This window comes from Streptomyces sp. NPDC002795, assembly GCF_042888725.1.
Lineage (GTDB): Bacteria > Actinomycetota > Actinomycetes > Streptomycetales > Streptomycetaceae > Streptomyces.
The window spans coordinates 429467-447724 of sequence record NZ_JBIAQB010000003.1; the positions used below are offsets into that span (position 1 = coordinate 429467).

The window sequence follows — 18258 nt, forward strand, 5'->3', positions numbered from 1 at the left end:
CCACCACCGCCGTACCGGCCAGCGCTTTCTCGTCATCCTCGCACGCGCCACTGACACCGCGACCATCGCCTGCGCGGCCCACCTGCGCCGCGACGCGGCGGCACGGGGTGAATGGGGCGGGGCGCCTCGGGGAGATTCAGTGACGAGGGGTGCCCGAGGGGGCGCAGGGCCGAGATCCTGGTCGTGTTCAGAAACGGGGGACACATGAGCACGACGCACGAGCACGAACAACAGAACGGCACCGCGGCACATCCGGCGACGACGCCTTCCGCGAAACCGTCCACCACACCATCCGCGACACCGTCCACGACCACGGACGAGACCGCTCTGGAACTTCTCGTCCACGGAGTCGGCGGCACCACTCCTCAAGAGATGCTCGGCGACCCGCAACCGGTGCGGGTGACGGGCGACGATACGGCGGCCGTCTTCCGGCGCGGCGAGGACGCCGACGCGGAGACCCGCCCCGACGACTACCGGGGCAAGCCCGTCCCCGAGGCGTACGTGTGGTGCAACCTCACCTCGGGCAACGGATCACGGGCGCTGTGGCTGCTGCTGCTCCCCTTCATGGTGGTGAACCTGTCCCACTGGATGCGCCCCAACGCCCGCCGCAGGACCCGCACCGTACGCCTCTACGGCCTGCTCGTCCGCCTCCTGTCGCTCACCCTCACGGTGCTGCTGGTCGGTGCCGCGTGCGAGGTCGCCCTGGACCTGACGGCCTGGCAGTGCGCGGGCACGCCCGCCTGCGCCGAGCAGCGGACCTGGCTGGGCTTCCTCTCCGTCGACGCGCACGGAGACGGCGGCTGGTGGAGCCAGCCCGGCCGCCGCCTCGCGCTCGCCTCGCTCGTCCCCACCGCCCTGGCGGTCCTGCTCTGGTACCTCTCGCACCGCACCTGGAGCGCGTACGAGGCGCAGCGCCCGCTGCCGAAAATGCCCGAACCCACCGACGGCGAGATCGACAACGCGCTCGGCAGGCCCGGCTTCTGGTACGGACGCCGCCTCGTCGCGCGCCTGCGCTCGGCGCACACCGCGGCCGCGCTGCTCACGGTCGCCGCGGCCGTCGGCACCTCCGCGGCCCGCTTCGACCGGGTGTCCGGCGGTCCTGCCCTGCTCGACGTGCTGGGCTGGGTGATCGTGGGCGCGCTGACCCTCGGCACCCTCGCCGTCATCGGCGTCATCGTGCACCGCGGCCGCAGCGAGAACCGGGTCGACGAGCGCCTGGACCGCACGATGGTGCGCGCCCTGCCCTACGCGGCGCTCGCCCTGCTCGTCGTCACCATGGTGTACGCGGCCTGGTCGCGCCCCGGATGGCAGTCCTCCGGACGGCTGCCCGGGGACACGAGCTTCGGTGGGATCGCCCTCGTCCAGGGCGCACTCGTGATCGCCCTGGCCTTCGTCGCGCACGCCATCTACCGCACGGCCCGCGACCCGCGCACCGCGCTGCGCGGCCTCGGCGGCCCCGCCACCGCGATGCTCGCGTGCGCGCTGGGCGGCGTGATGACCGGTGGCGTGGCGCAGCGCGTCGCCGACTGGCTGGACGGCACGAGCGGTGTCATCAAGGGCCCGCCGGTGCTGCTCACCTGGCAGGCCTCCGTCATCCCGCCGCTGCTCATCGTGCTCGCCGTCCTGTGCGGCGCACTCGCCCTGCGCACGGCCCGTATCAAGAAGCGCGAGACGGCCCAAGTGGCGGTCGACTACCACCTCGACGAGCAGCCGGGCACCACCGCCGAACCCCCCGACGCGGCCCGTACGGCACGCATCGCGGGCACACGCGCGCGTGCCGCCCTCACCGACAAGGCGCCGGTGATGATCGGCGTCGTCTCCTCGGTGACGCTGCTGCTCGGCACCCTCGCCGTGGTCGGCGCCTGGACCACCGGGAAGGTGCCGGGCAGCGCGGCCCGCGGCTCGTACGAGGTCGTACAGGGGGCGGCGGATTCCGCGCAGGCGCTCGGCTCCTGGCTCATCGGTCTTGGCTTCATACTGTTCGTCACCTGGGGACGCCGCGCCTACAAGGACGCGTCCGCGCGCCGCACCATCGGCATCCTGTGGGACGTGGGCACCTTCTGGCCGCGTGCCGCGCACCCCTTCGCGCCGCCCTGCTACGCCGAGCGCGCCGTCCCCGACCTGACCTGGCGCATGGCCACCTGGACGCAGGCCACCGGGGGCCGGCTCATCCTGTCGGGGCACTCCCAGGGCAGCGTCCTCGCGGCGGCGGCCGCCTGGCAACTGCATCCCTCCGTAAGGAAGCGCGTCGGACTGCTCACCTACGGATCGCCCCTTGAGCGGCTGTACGGGCGCTGGTTCCCGGCCCAGTTCGGACCCGAGGCGCTGGCCTCGCTGCACCGACAGGTCGACTGCTGGCGCAACCTGCACCGCAAGACCGACCCCATCGGCGGGCCGATCAACCTGCCCGGCGAGTGCGGCCCCCAGGTCGACCACCCGGCCCTCCTCGACCCGCTCGCCTACGGCCGCACCGGCGAACACCCGCTCCCCGCACCGATCCTGGGCCACAGCGACTACCAGGCCGACCCGGTCTTCGCCGAGGAACGCGCCCGCCTCCTCGCCCGCCTCAAACCGGCCGTACCGCAGCAGCGACCAGAAGGAGACCAGGGGCAGGCCGACGCTCAGGGAAGCTCCGGCAGATCCTCCGGGTAGAGCAGCGTGAGCGCGTCGGTGTCCAGGGCGTCGAGCTGTGCGACCCGGCCCGCGTGCCGCTCGACCATCGACTCGAACGTCTGCCGCGCGGTGCGGCCGTTGCCGAACGCGGGCCCCTTCGGGAGCGCCGTGAAGTACTTGAGCAGTGCTTCCGGCGTCCCGTCGGCGAGCCGGTACTCGTGCTCGTCGGCCTGCTGCTCCACGATGCGCAGCAACTCCTCGGGCACGTAGTCGGAGAACGTGATGGTCCGTGAGAAGCGGGAGGCCACACCGGGGTTGGTGGACAAAAAGCGCTCCATCTCCCCTGTGTAGCCCGCGACGATCACCACGACCTCGTCGCGGTGGTCCTCCATCAGCTTCACGAGCGTGTCGATCGCCTCGCGGCCGAAGTCGCGCCCGGAGTCCTCGGGGGAGAGGGCGTACGCCTCGTCGATGAACAGGACGCCGCCGTGGGCCCGTTGGAAGGCCTCCTGGGTGCGGATCGCGGTGGAGCCGATGTGCTCGCCGACCAGATCCACACGGGACACCTCTACGAGGTGTCCCTGGCCCAGCACGCCGAGCGTCGCGAGGATCTCGCCGTACAGGCGCGCCACCGTGGTCTTGCCGGTGCCGGGGGAGCCCGTGAACACCAAGTGCCGCCGGACGGAGGCCGCCTTGAGTCCCGCCTCCTGACGCTTGCGGCCCACCTCGATCATGTCGGTGAGGGCGCGCACCTCGCGCTTGACGCTCTCCAGGCCCACCAGAGCGTCGAGTTCACCGAGGACGAGCGTGGGCGTGCGGGACTTCTCCACGGGCTTCTGAGGCGCCGCCACGGGCCGCTGGTCGGGCACGGCGCTGAGCAGGCCGACGGTCTGCGTCGCCGTCTGCAGAGCCGGCTGCGGGGCCGCCGTCGCTCCGGGGCGCACGCCGCCGCTCTCGTCGCTCGTGCAGTCCTCGATCAGCGGCCCGTCCTCGGCGAACTCGTAGCCGCCGCGCGAACACCGCTCCGTACGGCACTTCTTGAGGCTCGTACGGCAGCCGTCGATGACGTGGAACCCGAAGCCGCCGCTGTCCGCGACCCGGCAGCCGTGGAAGCTGCCCCGGCCGCCCGCGGACACGTAGAAACCGGCTTCGGCGGGCGAGGTGACCGTGCAGCGCTCGATCGTGGGGTCCGCGCCTTTCGTGACGATCACGCCGGTCTGCGTGGCGTCCACCGTGCAGTTGGCGAGCGTGCCGCCGCTGCCGTGGTCGCGGAACCAGGCGCCCGTCGCGGCCTCGCGGATGCGGCAGTCGTCGAGCTGCGCGGTGGCTCCGTCGCTCACCGACACGGCCGTGTTGCGCACTTGGGAGAGGTCGCTGTCGACGACGTCCACACGCGAGCCGCGGTCGAGCACGAACAGCGCGTCCGGCACGTCGTGCACCCGGCAGGAGTCGAGCACGGCGGTCGCGCCGTCGCTGACCCAGACGGCCGGATAGTCGCCCGTACTGTCGTGGATCTCGGTCTGGTTGGCGTCCACGCGCGTGCCGGGGTCCCACACCGAAAGACCGTTGCGCCCGAACTGGCGCACGGTGGACCGCGTCAGCGTGAGCACGGACCGGGAGCGTAGGTCGATCGCGTTCTCCGGAACGTCGTGGACGCGGCAGTCGGCGAGGGTGAGCACCGCGTCCGTGTCGAGCGTGACGCCGTCCCCCGTCGTGCGGTGCACATCGCAGTCGGTCAGGTGCGCGGCGGCCCGCCCGGTGATCTGCACACCGGAACCCTTGACCTCGTACACCTCACAGCCCACGGCCTCCAGGCCGGAGTTCTCGCCCGTCGCCGACAGGCCCGCACCCGACGTGTGGTGCACCCGGCAGCGCTCGAGCCGCGGATGCGCGCCGCCGCGCACGGCGACGCCCGCCTGTCCGGCGGCGACGACCTCGCACTCCTCGAACACACCGCCCCCGCCGTCGAGGACGGCGATGCCGATGCCGCCGGGGTTGTCGACGGTGCACTGCCGCACCATGGGCCGGGCGCCGCCGCGGACCTCGACGCCGGTCGCGGAGCGGGTCACCACGCGGACACCGATGATCTCCGGGGCGCCCTCCTCGACGAGCAGCGCGGGCGCCGCCGCGTCCTGCCCCTCGACGTGCAGGTCACGCACGGTCGCGGAGGCCCGTACGGTCAAGGGGACGCCGTCCAGGGGCGCGATCCGCACGGAGCCGGGGGAGCCCTCGGGGCCACGCAGCGTCACGGCCCGCCGCAGGATCAGGTTCTCCCGGTACGTACCGGGAGCCACGGTCAGCACGTCGCCGTCGGTCGCCGCCTCCAGGGCGGCTGCCAGCGACGCGTACTCACCCGTGCGGCGCCGCCACCGCGAAGTGCTGGTGTGCGTCACCTGGACCGAGCCCTGTGCCATGGCGCTGATCTGCCCCCACCTCGTCCCGCGCAGGAAGTGTGCGCGCCTCGCGCGGCGCCGTTCCTGGCTTCTTCCTGCACTCTGCCTGCCAAAAGGTGGCTCCACCGTAGCGTGCGCGGAGCACGGCAGTTGACCAGAGCCGCGAGCCTGTGGACGGCGGTCAGCTGCCCGTGCCGGTCCTGCCCCAGTCGGGTCCCGCGATGTCCCAGGCACTGTCCCAACGCGCGTACCGGCGGCGCATCATGCGCCACAGGACCAGGCGCCGGGTGCCCTCCACCAGTCCGATGACGGCGACGGCCGCACCGAACCCGGCGAGCGCCGCGTGCGTGGCGGCGGTGGGCCGGTCGAGGGGCCGGCCGACGGCGCGGCCCTGGTCGTCGGTCCACACGGTGAACTTGTCGCCGCGGTGCGGGGTGCTGAGGGCGGCGACGACGCGGTCCTGCCGCATCGAACCGTCCGGCGCTCTCCAGGTCGCCACCACGCGCGTGTGCGCGTCACGCGCCGTGGAGGTCTCCGGGTCGGGGTCGAGCGGCGGCTGGGCCACCTTGTGCACCACGGTCGCCGTCACCTCGTGGCGCACGCTGCGCTGCTCCTCCACGGAGCGGTACAGAGCGTCACGTGACGCGGACCCCGCGACGACACCGACCACCGGCGCGGCGACGACGATGAGGAACAGCGCGACCAGGGCGACCCAGGCCTCTGCCAGGTCGGTCCCGCGGCACACCGGATTGCGGCGCCAGCGCCAGAGCCCGATCAACGCTCGCACGGTCTGCACCCCCTTCCGGGTCTGTCTTAACCCCGAACGGCAGCGCCCGCATGCCGGAGAAGAGAAGAGAGAGCGACTTCACTCGACTTGCTCGCCCCTGCTCACCGGCGCTTCCGACCCTGCCATTGTCTCTCAACGAGCATGTCGCGGCGCCGGGTTCCCCGACCGGATGACGGTTATTCGAGGATCGTCAGGGGATCTCCGACACGCACCGTGCCCGTCGATTCGGGCACCACGTTCGTGCCGAAACACAGCTGGTCACCGAAGCGGCGGTGGCGCGCGAGCGTGCGCAGCGGCTCCTTGCCACGCTCCGCGGTCTGCTGGTTCGTCGTCGTGACCACGCAGCGGCCGCTCTTCTTGGCGATACGGAACGTGACCTCGCCGATCGCGATGCGCGACCAGTCGTCCTCCGCCCACGGAGGCGTGCCGGAGACGACGACATTCGGCCGGAACCGGTTCATGGGCAGCGGGCCCTCGTCGGCGTGGTCACCTTGAGCGATCAAGGAGTTGAGTGCGTCGAGGGAGGAGAGGGTCGTCAGGAGCAGCGGGTAACCGTCGGCGAAACTCACTGTCTCGCCCGGGCGCGCGTACTCCGGGTCGATGGGGCGTCTGGTCGCCGGGTCGTCCAGATGCATCAGGCGTATCCCGGTGTCCAGGTACGCACTCCACCACGCGTGGGCGGCGCGGTCGGCGGGGACCGCCTCGACCTTGTCCGACCAGACCTCGATCGTGGTCGTCTCCCGCGGCTCGGGCACGTCGACGGTCAGCGGGTCCATCCCTGGGGCCGAGACGCGGACGCCGCCGCCGGGCAGCTGCTCGGCGGCGGCCAACGCCAGGCGCGGATGCGGCCGTTGAGTGACGATCTTGTCGTCCTTGCCCACCAGCACCCAGCGCCGGTCCCCGGCGAGGCCCCACGGCTCAACGGCGGCCTCGCGCGGAGCGTGCCCCCGAACCGCCTTGAGCGGGTGGACATGGATCGAACTGAGTGCTGGCTGCGACATGCCGGTGATTGTGCCAGCAGCCACGGACATCGTCCGTGGCTGCTGTGGTGGGCCGGGACGTTCCGGCCGTGTCGGGTCAGTAACCGCGGTACTGCTGGCGGTTGTACGGATCCTCGTACGGAGCGGGGGCGGGCCGCGGTGTGGCCGGGCGCATCGCCTCGTAGCCGGTCGCGGGACGCTGCGGCTGCTGGGCCTGCTGGCCCGGATAGCCGCGCTGGGCGCTCGCCTGCTGCGGGATGTAGGCGGTCGGGGCCGCCTGCATCGGGGCGTTCTGCGGGTGCGGGTAACCGTACTGCGGCGAGGGCGCGGAGTGTGCCGACGGCAGGGCGGGCAGCGCGGCCGGCAGCGCCGGCAGGTGGCTGTTGCTGTCGTACGCGGAAGGAACCCGGATCGGGGCGATCTGCGGTGTACCCCGTTCCGCGACGAGTGAGTCGTAGATCGGAGTATCCGGGAAGGACGGCGCGGAGTAGTAACCGCCGCCATATGTGGAGCGGGGGGAGGTCATGACACATAAGTTAAGCCCACGATGTGGTCGTTGGGGTAGACCGATAAGAGGGTTCTTTTGCGTGTCGTGTGTGACCGCGCGTCCTCAATGCGAGCGAACTTGGGGAAAACGGTCGTCGCCCGAGGTGGTTTTCCTGTAGAGGCCGAGATTTCGGGGGGTTACCGGCGGTTGGCCAGTGATCTTCGAATATGTTGACCGGTAAGCCGGGCCGGGCGTTTGGTGCGGACATGACAATATCTAAAGGCGTGGATGGCAGCGCCGAACTCGCCCGCTACGAAAGCGCGGTGTTCATCCTCGATCGGGAGCGGCGTACGTGCGCCCCTTCCAGGACGCTCCCCGCCCCCTGTAGTGCTGCACAGCGGAGTCCACCGTCATCAGCAGGTACAGCAGCGCGGTGAACGGCAGCAGCGGCGCCAGCCACAGCGTCTGCCGGTAGTAGCGCAGCATGGGGATGTACGTTCCCGCCATCACCGCCCAGGCGAGCGCGCCGAACAGGGCGGCCGGCGCGCTGCCCGCGACCAGGCCGACGACAAGAGCCGCGGGCGGCACCAGGTAGACCAGGGCGAGCCCCAGCACGGTGGCGAGCAGCACCAGCGGGTTGTGCCGCAGCTGCGCGTACGCGCTGCGGGACACCATGCGCCACAGATCCGCGAGGCGGGGATACGGCCGCACGCTGTCGACGCGCTCGGCCAGACCGAGCCAGATGCGACCGCCGGACCGCTTCACGGCCCGCGCCAGCGACACATCGTCGATGACCGCCTGCCGGATCGCGTCCGGAATCCGCGCCCGCTCGGCCGCCTCGGCGCGCAGCAGGACGCAGCCGCCCGCCGCCGCGGCCGTGCGCGCGCCCTGCCGCGCGATCCGACGGAACGGGTACAGCTGCGCGAAGAAGTACACGAACGCGGGCACGACCAGCCGCTCCCACCCGCTCTCCACCCGCAGCCGCGCCATCTGCGACACCAGGTCGAAGCCGCCCGTGCGCGCCGCCGCCACCAACTCCCGCAGACTGTCCGGCTCATGCGCGATGTCGGCGTCGGTCAGCAGCAGGAACTCGGGGTCACGCCCGCGTGCCAGGCCGATGCCGTGCCGCACCGCCCACAGCTTCCCGGTCCACCCCGCGGGCGGCTCGCCCGGTGAGTCGACCGTGAGGGGAAGCCCGCCGAACCGGTCCGCGAGGGTGCGCGCCAGCTCGCCCGTGCCGTCCGAGCTGCCGTCGTCCACCAGGAAGATCTCCGCCCGCCCCGGATAGTCCTGGGCGAGCAGGGACGGCAGGCTGTCCGGCAGTACCTCCGCCTCGTCGCGGGCCGGCACCACGACGCACACATCCGGCCAGCTTCCGGGGTCGGTGCGCGGCGGCAGACGCAGGTCCGTACGCCAGAAGAAGCCCTGGCACAGCAGCAGCCACAGCCATGCGGCGAGCGAAGCCGCGGTGATCCACACAACGACGTCCATCCGCCGCAGTCTGCCCCACCGGCACGGGCATTGTCGGGCCCATCGTCTATGGTTTCCGGGTGAAGATCGCGCTGATGGACTCGGGAATCGGACTGCTCGCGGCCGCCGCCGCGGTACGGCGCCTGCGGCCGGACGCCGACCTCGTGCTCTCCTCCGCCCCGGAGACCATGCCGTGGGGGCCGCGCACGCCCGAGGATGTGACCGAGCGGGCGCTCGCCGTCGCCGAGGCCGCCGCCGCCCAGGGCCCGGACGCACTGATCATCGCCTGCAACACGGCCTCCGTGCACGCGCTGCCCGCGGTGCGCGCCCGCCTCGAACCGCGGATTCCCGTCATCGGCACCGTCCCCGCGATCAAGCCCGCCGCCGCGGGCGGCGGCCCGGTCGCCATCTGGGCGACGCCCGCGACGACAGGAAGCCCCTACCAGCAGACGCTGATCCGGGACTTCGGGGGCGGCGCCCAGGTCACCGAGGTGCCCTGCCCCGGCCTCGCCGACGCGGTGCAGTGGGCCGACGAGGAGGGCATCGACCGGGCCATCGAGGCGGCGGCCGCCCTCACGCCCCGTGATGTAAGGGCCGTCGTCCTGGGCTGCACCCATTACGAGCTGGTCGCGGAGCGTATCCGCGCGGCGGTGCAGCAGCCCGACGCCGAGCCGTTGGCCCTGTACAGCAGCGCGGGCGCCGTCGCCGCGCAGGCGCTGCGGCGGATCGGCGAGAGCCCGCAGGCCGGGCCTGATGCGCGCGGCCGGCTCACCGTCCTCCTGGGAGGCCGGGAGGACACGCTGCCCAAGGAGGCACTCGCCTACGCGGAAGGCCGTGACCTGCAGGCGCTGAGCCACGCGGGCTGAGCGTTCGCACAGGCCCGCCCGACGGGGCTGCGCAAGCCGGTGCCGGACCCGCGGAACTTGAGTACGCTCGATTCCATGAGGGAACACGCCCCCGACGAGCACTCAGGGCGGCACTCTTCCGCCCCCGCGACCGACATCTGGACCGGCCGCGCACATAACCGTGTGCAGTGGTTCCTGGCCTGTGGCGGGCTCGCCTGCCTGGCTCTGGGCATCGAGCTGGCCGTGGACAACTCCTGGGCCACCGGAATACTCGCCCTGGCCATGTCCGTGGTCGGCCTGATCGCCGTGGGTCTGCTCATCCTGTTCGGCACTCTCGCCTTCCTCCACGTCGCGGTGAAGGTCGACAAGGACCACCTCGAAGTGCGCTGCGGCCACGTCGGCCTGCCGCGCCGCCGGATCCCGCTCGCCCATGTGGTCGAGGCGGACTTCGCGCCCCGCGTCACGCCCCGGCAGTGGGGTGGCTGGGGCTACCGCTGGCGCCCGGAGATCGGCACGGCCGTGGTGGTGCGGCGCGGCGAGGGTGTGGTGCTCCGCCTCGGTGACGGCCGCAGATTCACGGTGACCGTGGACGACGCCGAGAGCGCGGTGCGGCACATCCGCGACCGCCTGAAGCCGACCGCCGCGGGCCCGGCCGTCTGAGGCAGGACCCCGGCCCACACACTCAGTCGCGGCCGTCCCGGAGGAATTCCGGGGCGGCCGCGTCGTCGTCGGGTGGCCCGTCCGTGAGCGGTTCCGCCGTGGCGATCCCGGCGAGCAGGCCCACGCCCACCGTCACGGTCGTGAAGCTGAGCGCGTTGCCGACCGTCGCCATCGCGGCCACCGCGGTCAGGGCCGCACCCGCCGCCAGCACCACCTGCGTCGAGCGCGCGGAGCGCCACAGGACGTACAGCAGCCAGCAGTAGGCCGTCGCGAGCAGCAGCACGCCGATGAGCCCCTGCTCGGCCACCACCTGGAGGACGGCGGAGTGCGGCTTGCCGTCGGAGAGCGGGGACTGCGCGAGCGTCGGGCTGAGGTCCTCGAAGCGCCCGGGTCCCGCGCCCAGCGCGGGATGCGCCTCGGCGAGGTGCACGGCGTCGTGCCACAGCAGGATCCGCCGGTGCGACAGCCACGTCTCCAGAGAGGCCGTCGGGCCGGCCGGCAGGGCGCTCTTGGCGAGTGCCACACCGAGACCGGCCACCAACGCCGTGGCGAGGCCGAGACCTGTCAGGCCGAGTGCCCGGCGACGCAGGCGGGCCGCCGCGAGCGAGCACAGGACGACGCCCGCGCACACCGTGACCCCGGCCGGCGAGTCGACGACAGCGGCCACCACCACGCTGCCCGCCGCAAGGAGGTGCAGCACGACCCGCGGCGCCCGCTGCCGCGCCGACCAGGCCGCGCAGCACAGAGCCCCCGCCGACAGGGCGAGCAGCGCCGCGGTCGCGCCGACCCGGCCCAGCGGCGTCACGACATCCGGCGCGGGCGCCGCGTACGGGGCGGTGAGCGCGAGGCACAGACCGCCGAGCCCGACCGCACAGGACGCGGCGACCGGGACGAGCGCCCCACCGATGCGCCCGCACGCGTACCCCGCGATCACGGCGAGCACCGCCAGGAGCACCCCTTCCGGTCTGCCCGCGCGCGCCGTCGCGCTGATCAGCGCCCACGCCGCACAACACCCGAGAACCGCGACCCCCGCGGCGTCCGAGGCGCCGTGGTGCCCCCTCAGCGCGCTGTCCGTCGCGGCACCCGTCGACCACCCCGTCGCATCCACCCGTCGCCCCCCGACGTAGCCGGGCCCCGGACGCGGGGCCGGATGCGGCCGCGCTGTCGGGAACCGGGCCACACGCTAACGGCTGCCCGGCCGCGGCGGACCGGTGTTGCACAGGAACGATCCTCCGCGCGACCGACGCAGGGTGCGCCGACCGGCATGCCGGCGTGACAGTGCCGCGCCGTACACTCCCCGGGTGACCGCCACCGCACCTCCCGTAGCCCCGTCGGACGAGCCCGCAGAGCAGTCGGCGTCGGCGAGGGTTCGCTTCTACCTGCGGCGGCTCGCGCCCCTCGCGTTCGCGGTGACCGCCGGGCTGCTCCTGTACGTGAGCTTTCCGCCGCGCGAGCTCCCGTGGCTCGCGCCGATCTCCTTCGCGCTGTTCGGCGTGGCCGTGTACGGGCGGCGGCTGAGGGCGGGCTTCGGACTCGGACTGGCCTTCGGGCTCGCCTACTTGGTGCCACTGCTCTCCTGGACCGGTGTCGATGTCGGGCCGCTGCCGTGGCTGGCGCTCGCCGCCGCGGAGGCGCTGCTGGTCTCGCTCGCGGGCACGGGCATCGCCTACGTGTCGCGGCTTCCGCTGTGGCCGTTGTGGGCCAGTGGGGTCTGGATCGCGTCCGAGGCGCTGCGCGCGCGTGCCCCGTTCGGTGGGTTCCCTTGGGGGAAGGTCGCGTTCGGGCAGCCCAGTGGGGTGTTCCTGCCGCTCGCCTCGCTGGGCGGCACCCCGCTGCTCGGCTTCGGTGTGGTGCTGTGCGGCTTCGGGCTCGGGGCCCTGGCCCTGCGGGTGAGGAAGGTGCGCCGGGCGTCGTCCGAAGACGCATCGCCCCTGAAGGGCTTGTCCTTCTTGAAGGACAGGTTGAAGGACAAGGGCGTGGCCGCCGCGGCCGCGTTCACCGTCGCCCCGGTCGTCGCAGGCGCGGTCGCGATGCCCTTCGTAGCGACCGGCGCCGAGGCAGGCACCGCGCGCGTGGCGCTCATTCAGGGCAATGTGCCGCGCATGGGCCTGGACTTCAACGCCCAGCGCCGCGCCGTGCTCGACTACCACGTGCGCGAGACCATGAAGCTCGCCGCGAAGATCAAGTCTGGACAGGTCGAGCGCCCCGACCTGGTGCTGTGGCCGGAGAACTCCTCGGACATCGACCCGTACGTCAACCAGGACGCCTACGACGAGATCACCAAGGCCGCGCAAGCCGTCGGAGTACCCATCTCGGTGGGCGCCGTGGTGACCGCCAAGGACGGCACACCCCGCAACCGGCTGATCCAGTGGGACCCCAAGACGGGCCCGGGCGCGGTGTACGACAAGCGGCATCTGCAGCCGTTCGGCGAGTACATGCCGTACCGCGGCTTCTTCCGGATCTTCAGCAAGGAGGTCGACAGGGCGGGCGAGTTCGTGCCCGGCAAGAAGCCCGTCGTCTTCGACATGGCGGGCACCAAGGTCGGCAACGTGACCTGCTACGAGGCCGCGTTCGACGACACGGTGCGCGACCAGGTCCGCGAGGGCGCGCAGATCCTGTCCGTGCCGAGCAACAACGCGACGTTCGAGCGCAGTCAGATGACGTACCAGCAGCTCGCCATGGACCGGGTGCGGGCCGTCGAACACGGCCGGACCGTGATGGTCCCGGTCACCAGCGGGGTCAGCGCCGTCATCCGGGCCGACGGCTCGATCGCGCAGCAGACCGGCATGTTCGAGCCCGCCACACTGCTCGCCGATGTCCCGAAGCGCACGTCGCAGACGCTCGCCACGCGCGTGGGCGTGTGGCCCGAGGCACTGATCGTGGCGATCGGCGTCGGGGGCCTCGCCTGGGCCGTCGTGCGGGCCCGCGCGGGGCGCCGCTCGGACGCCTGACGGGGCTTGTGGCCTGCCGGTTCGTTGGGGCGCACAGGTAGGCTCGTCAGCATGGCGACACCTGATTTCATCCGTACGATCCGGGCCTCCGCGGGCCACCAGCTGCTGCTTCTGCCGGGAGTCAGTGCCATCGTCTTCGACGACGAGGGCCGAGTGCTGCTCGGGCGCCGCGCCGACACCGGCAAGTGGTCGATCATCGGCGGCATCCCCGAGCCGGGCGAGCAGCCCGCGGACGTCGCAGAGCGCGAGGTGTACGAGGAGACCGGCGTCGAATGCGTCGTCGAGCGGGTCGTGCTGGTGCAGGCCCTACAGCCCGTCACGTACCCCAACGGCGACCAGTGCCAGTTCATGGACACGTCCTTCCTCTGCCGGGCCACCGGCGGCGAGGCACGCGTCAACGACGACGAGTCGCTGGAGGTCGCCTGGTTCGCCCTGGACGCGCTGCCGCCGCTCGACGAGTTCTCGCTGTTCCGGATCAAGCAGGCACAGTCAGAGGGACCCACATGGTTCGAGACCATGAGCGAGCGCTGAAGTATGGGTGCCGCCCACATCGGGCGGCGCTGATCAACTGCCTAGGGTGCCAGTCATGACGCCGCGCACCCCGCTGACCGCACCCACCGCCCCCGACCTCGACCTCGGCGGGCGCACCGCGCTCGTCACCGGCGCCGCCAGTGGCATCGGCCGGGCCTGCGCCCTGCGCCTCGCCGCGGCGGGCGCCAAGGTGAGAGCCGTGGACCGGGACGCGGCGGGGATCGAGGCGCTGGCCGGGGAGACCGACGGCATCGAGCCGTACGTCCTGGACCTCAGCGACCTCGACGCCGCGGAGGCGGCGGCGGCCGGCACCGACGTCCTCGTGAACAACGCGGGGATCCAACTGGTTCGGCCCATCGAGGAGTTCCCGCCCGAGGTCTTCCACACCGTGCTGACCGTGATGCTGGAGGCCCCGTTCCGGCTGCTGCGCGGGGCGCTGCCGCACATGTACGGGCAGGGCTGGGGCCGCGTCGTGAACGTGTCGTCGGTGCACGGGCTGCGGGCCTCCCCGTACAAGTCCGCGTACGTCGCCGCGAAGCACGGGCTGGAGGGGCTGTCGAAGACGGCCGCGCTGGAAGGGGCGGCGCACGGCGTCACCTCGAACTGCGTGAACCCTGGCTATGTGCGCACGCCGCTCGTCGAGCAGCAGGTCGCCGACCAGGCCGCCGCGCACGGCATCCCCGAGGAGCGGGTGCTCGCCGAGGTGCTGTTGCAGGACAGCGCGATCAAGCGGCTGATCGAACCGTCCGAGGTCGCCGAGGCCGTCGCGTATCTGTGCACGCCGCAGGCCTCGTTCATGACCGGCACGTCCCTCGTTCTCGACGGCGGCTGGTCTGCCCACTGATCCAGCCCGACCATTCGCCGGGTTTCAGCTGGTTTCGCATGTAACGCGGTCCCTCGACCGGGTGAGCGAGATTCCGCGACGACCCGAGTTGTCCACAGGGCTAGCAGGCCCGACCGCTCGACGGGTAATCCTTGTCCGCATGTCGCGCCACCAACCGCACTCAGCCACCGCCTCCGGCCCGGTGACCACCGAGGACCCGCAGGCCCCGTTCCTGGAACTGCTCGCCAGGGGCGCCTCCGCCGATGCCTACGAACAGCCCGTGCTGCTCGCCCGGGCCGAGGGCGCGACGGCCGAGCGGATAGCGGCACTCGAAGCGGCCAAGGCGCTCGCGCTGCGGGTGCGCGCGGAGATGGAGGGCAGGCGCCGCCGCGAGGCGGAGCTGTCCGCACTGTTCGAGACCGCGCACGACCTCGCGGGCCTGCGCGACCTGGACGCGGTGCTGCAGGCCATCGTTCAGCGGGCCCGCTCGCTGCTCGGCACCGACGTCGCCTATCTGACGCTGAACGACCCGGTCAGAGGCGACACCTGCATGCGGGTCACCGAAGGCTCGGTCGCCGCGCGTTTCCAGCAACTGCGTCTCGGCATGGGCGAGGGCCTCGGCGGCCTCGTCGCGCAGACCGCGCGGCCGTACGTCACCGACGACTACGGGCACGACGTGCGCTTCCAGCACACCCGCACCATCGACGCGGGGGTGGGGGACGAGGGGCTCGTCGCCATCCTCGGCGTGCCGCTCATGCTGGGAGCGCAGGTCATCGGGGTGCTGTTCGCCTCCGACCGGCGCGAGCGGGTCTTCGAGCGCGAGGAGATCGCGCTCCTCGGCTCTTTCGCGGCGCTCGCCGCCGCGGCCATCGACACCGCGAACCTGCTTACGGAGACCCGGCAGGCGCTGAACGAGCTGGAGCGCGCCAACGAGATCATCCGTGACCGCAGCGGCGTCATCGAGCGCGCGTCCGACGTCCACGACCGGCTCGCCGAGCTGGTGCTGCGCGGCGGCGGAGTGCACGACGTGGCCGCCGCCGTCTCCCAAGTCCTCGACGGCACCGTGGAGTTCACCGACGCGGAGGTGGCGCCCGGCCACGCCCTCGAAGCGTCCCGTGCCGACGGGCACGCGGTGCGACACCAGGACGACTGGGTCGCGGCCGTCGCCGCCGGCGGCGAGCTGCTCGGCGCCCTCGTGCTGCGCGGCCACCCGGGCCTCGACCCGGTCGACCAGCGCACCCTGGAGCGCGCCGCCATGGTCACCTCGCTGCTGCTGCTCGCCCGGCGCTCCGCGGCCGAGGCCGAACAGCGGGTGAGGGGCGAGCTGTTGGACGACCTCCTTGACGGGCGCGACCGGGACCCGCGGCTGCTGCGTGAGAGAGCGGAGCGGCTGCACGCCGACCTCGACGGGCCCCATGTGGTGCTCGCCGCCCGCCTGGAGAGCACCGGTGACGCCGAGCAGGAGGCGGCCGCGCGCCGCCGCCTGTGGTCCGCGGCCAACCACCTCGCGGCGACCCGGCACGGCCTTGCCGCCGCGCGGGACGGCGGCACCGTCCTGCTGCTCCCGGCGCACACCACCGCCGCATCGGAACTGGCGTCCCAGGTCGCGGGCCGGCTCTCCGAGGCGATCCACGAGAGCGTCACCGTGGGCGCCTCCGCCCCCGTCGCCGACCTGGCCGGGTGGACCGAGAGAGCCGCCGCCGCGTACGTGGAGGCGCAGCGCTGCCTCGACGCGCTGCGGCTGCTCGGCCGGTCCGGGCAGGGCGCGGCGGCCGAGGACTTCGGGTTCCTCGGGCTGCTGCTCGCCGACAGCCGGGACGTCGCGGGATTCGTCGCCCGAACGATCGGCGAGGTCGTCACCTACGACGAGCGCAGAGGCACCGACCTGCTGCGCACCATGGACGCCTACTTCGCGTCCGGGATGAGCCCGGCCCGTACGAAGGACGCGCTGCACGTGCACGTGAACACGGTCGCGCAGCGTCTGGAGCGGGTGGGCCGGCTCCTCGGCGAGGACTGGCAGACGCCGGAGCGCGCACTGGAGATCCAACTGGCCCTGCGGCTGCACCGGTTGGCGGCCCCGGACATAGCCTGACCCCGTCCGCGTGGGTCACCTCAAGCCCCGCCGGCGATTGAGGCGCGGGGCCCGGGGCAGAGCCCCGAGCCCGCAGCCACGGGGCCGGCGGGGGTAAGGCGCTGCACGCGTCAGGCGCCGTGGAGCTTCACCGGGCGGTCGCTGCGCGCTACGTCGTCCGAGCCCACGGCGTCCAGGTCGGACAGGTCCCGGTGCCTGGTCTCCTTCGCCACCCCCACGGCGATCAGCGTCAGGAGCGCGGCGGCGATGACGTACAGGGAGATCGGCGTGGAGGAGCCGTACTCGGTCAGCAGAGCCGTCGCGATGAGCGGTGCGGGCGCGCCTGCCGCCACCGAGGCGAACTGTGCCCCGATCGACGCCCCGGAGTAGCGCATCCGCGTCGCGAACATCTCGGAGAAGAACGCGGCCTGTGGGGCGTACATGGCGCCGTGCAGCACCAGGCCGACGGTCACGGCGAGGAGCAGGCCACCGAAGCTCGCCGAGTCGATGAGGGAGAAGAACGGGAACATCCACAGGCCGACGCCCGCCGCGCCCAGCAGATACACGGGCCTGCGGCCGACCCGGTCGGAGAGGGCGCCCCAGGCGGGGATCACGGCGAAGTGCACGGCGGACGCGATGAGCACGGCGTTCAGCGCGGTCTGCTTCGAGACGCCGGCCGAGGTGGTGGCGTACACGAGGATGAAGGCGGTGATGACGTAGTAGCTGATGTTCTCGGCCATGCGGGCGCCGATGGCGACCAGGACATCGCGCCAGTGGTGCCGCAGGACCGCTACCAGCGGCAGCTTCTCCACGGTGTCGGCGTCCGCCTTGCGGGCCTCGGAGCGGGCCAACGCCTCCTTGAAGACGGGGGATTCATCGACAGAGAGACGTATCCACAGACCCACGAGCACGAGCACGCCGGAGAGGAGGAACGGGATCCGCCAGCCCCAGTCGGTGAACGCGGCATCCGAGATCAGGGCGGTCAGGGCCGAGAGCACGCCGGTCGCGAGGAGCTGTCCCGCGGGCGCGCCCGTCTGCGGCCAGGAGGCCCAGAAGCCGCGGCGCCTGGCATCTCCGTGCTCGGACACGAGAAGCACCGCGCCGCCCCACTCGCCGCCGAGGGCGAAGCCCTGGACGAGGCGGAGCACGGTGAGCAGGACGGGCGCGGCCGAGCCGACGGTCGCGTGGGTCGGCAGTAGACCGATGGCGAAGGTGGCGCCGCCCATCATGAGCAGGCTCACCACCAGGAGCTTCTTGCGGCCGAGCCGGTCGCCGTAGTGCCCGAAGACGAGCGCGCCCAGCGGGCGGGCGGCGAATCCGACGGCGTACGTCAGGAAGGAGAGGAGGGTGCCGACCAGGGGATCGGAGTCGGGGAAGAAGAGCTTGTTGAACACCAGCGCCGCGGCGCTGCCGTAGAGGAAGAAGTCGTACCACTCGATGGTGGTGCCTATGAGACTCGCCGCGACAATGCGCTTGAGCTTTCCGGGCGTTGGCGGAGCGGCTGCTGCGGAGGCCATGTGCACCACTTCCAGGCGTTGGTGGGGACGTGTATCCGGGGACGTGTATCTGCTGGCACAAGGTAGGAACACGCAGGTCACCGGCACATGTGGTGGGACACCATACTTTCGTGGCCGACTGTGGCCGCTG

At 72.4% G+C, this 18258-nt stretch carries 14 protein-coding genes; 7 read left to right on the forward strand and 7 right to left on the reverse strand.

The window, feature by feature from the left end; translation table 11 throughout:
- Positions 1-204 precede the first annotated feature (204 nt).
- Entirely contained in the window at positions 205-2652 is a 2448-nt protein-coding gene (locus ACFYWS_RS11300; RefSeq protein ID WP_389272976.1) for a hypothetical protein, read from the forward strand.
- Here ACFYWS_RS11300 and ACFYWS_RS11305 read toward each other — a convergent pair.
- The 5 genes from ACFYWS_RS11305 to ACFYWS_RS11325 form a co-directional block, all read right to left on the reverse strand.
- Entirely contained in the window at positions 2622-5027 is a 2406-nt protein-coding gene (locus ACFYWS_RS11305) for a right-handed parallel beta-helix repeat-containing protein (protein ID WP_389272979.1), read from the reverse strand. The two genes, ACFYWS_RS11300 and ACFYWS_RS11305, sit on opposite strands and share 31 nt — an antisense overlap.
- Before the next feature lie 160 nt (positions 5028-5187).
- The gene (locus tag ACFYWS_RS11310; protein WP_389272982.1) at positions 5188-5793 is read right to left on the reverse strand and encodes a hypothetical protein; all 606 of its coding nucleotides are present in this window, start codon (positions 5791-5793) and stop codon (positions 5188-5190) included.
- Positions 5794-5969: 176 nt separating this feature from the next.
- A complete protein-coding gene (locus tag ACFYWS_RS11315) occupies positions 5970-6794 on the reverse strand; it encodes an MOSC domain-containing protein (RefSeq protein ID WP_389272984.1) in 825 nt (274 codons plus the stop codon).
- A gap of 76 nt (positions 6795-6870) precedes the next feature.
- Positions 6871-7299: a DUF6643 family protein gene (locus ACFYWS_RS11320; protein ID WP_389272987.1), complete on the reverse strand. Its 429-nt coding sequence runs from the start codon at positions 7297-7299 to the stop codon at positions 6871-6873.
- A 288-nt stretch (positions 7300-7587) separates the two neighbouring features.
- Complete coding sequence (locus tag ACFYWS_RS11325) at positions 7588-8751, reverse strand: glycosyltransferase (RefSeq protein ID WP_389272990.1); 1164 nt, start codon at positions 8749-8751, stop codon at positions 7588-7590.
- A 59-nt stretch (positions 8752-8810) separates the two neighbouring features.
- Here ACFYWS_RS11325 and ACFYWS_RS11330 point away from each other — a divergent pair, with 59 nt between their 5' ends.
- A complete protein-coding gene (locus ACFYWS_RS11330) occupies positions 8811-9596 on the forward strand; it encodes a glutamate racemase (RefSeq protein ID WP_389272993.1) in 786 nt (261 codons plus the stop codon).
- A gap of 75 nt (positions 9597-9671) precedes the next feature.
- Positions 9672-10235 (forward strand): hypothetical protein, encoded by a 564-nt coding sequence (locus tag ACFYWS_RS11335; RefSeq protein ID WP_389272996.1) that lies wholly within the window; start codon positions 9672-9674, stop codon positions 10233-10235.
- Positions 10236-10257: 22 nt separating this feature from the next.
- On the opposite strand, the gene ACFYWS_RS11340 is transcribed toward ACFYWS_RS11335, so the two are convergent.
- Positions 10258-11343, reverse strand: a complete 1086-nt coding sequence (locus ACFYWS_RS11340; RefSeq protein WP_389272999.1) for an O-antigen ligase family protein — start codon at positions 11341-11343, stop codon at positions 10258-10260.
- A 193-nt stretch (positions 11344-11536) separates the two neighbouring features.
- On the opposite strand from ACFYWS_RS11340, the gene lnt reads away from it, so the two are divergent.
- From lnt to ACFYWS_RS11360, 4 genes are all read left to right on the forward strand, one after another.
- Positions 11537-13186 carry an apolipoprotein N-acyltransferase gene (gene lnt / locus ACFYWS_RS11345; protein ID WP_389273002.1) on the forward strand — a complete coding sequence of 550 codons (1650 nt, stop codon included), beginning with the start codon at positions 11537-11539 and terminating at the stop codon, positions 13184-13186.
- A 51-nt stretch (positions 13187-13237) separates the two neighbouring features.
- Positions 13238-13717, forward strand: a complete 480-nt coding sequence (locus tag ACFYWS_RS11350) for an NUDIX domain-containing protein (RefSeq protein ID WP_389273005.1) — start codon at positions 13238-13240, stop codon at positions 13715-13717.
- 55 nt (positions 13718-13772) lie between these two features.
- Entirely contained in the window at positions 13773-14561 is a 789-nt protein-coding gene (locus tag ACFYWS_RS11355) for a 3-hydroxybutyrate dehydrogenase (RefSeq protein ID WP_389273008.1), read from the forward strand.
- A 139-nt stretch (positions 14562-14700) separates the two neighbouring features.
- A complete protein-coding gene (locus tag ACFYWS_RS11360) occupies positions 14701-16632 on the forward strand; it encodes a GAF domain-containing protein (RefSeq protein WP_389273011.1) in 1932 nt (643 codons plus the stop codon).
- Positions 16633-16742: 110 nt separating this feature from the next.
- Here the strand turns inward: ACFYWS_RS11360 and ACFYWS_RS11365 are convergent, their stop codons facing one another.
- Positions 16743-18128 carry an MFS transporter gene (locus ACFYWS_RS11365; RefSeq protein WP_389273014.1) on the reverse strand — a complete coding sequence of 462 codons (1386 nt, stop codon included), beginning with the start codon at positions 18126-18128 and terminating at the stop codon, positions 16743-16745.
- Positions 18129-18258: the final 130 nt, after the last annotated feature.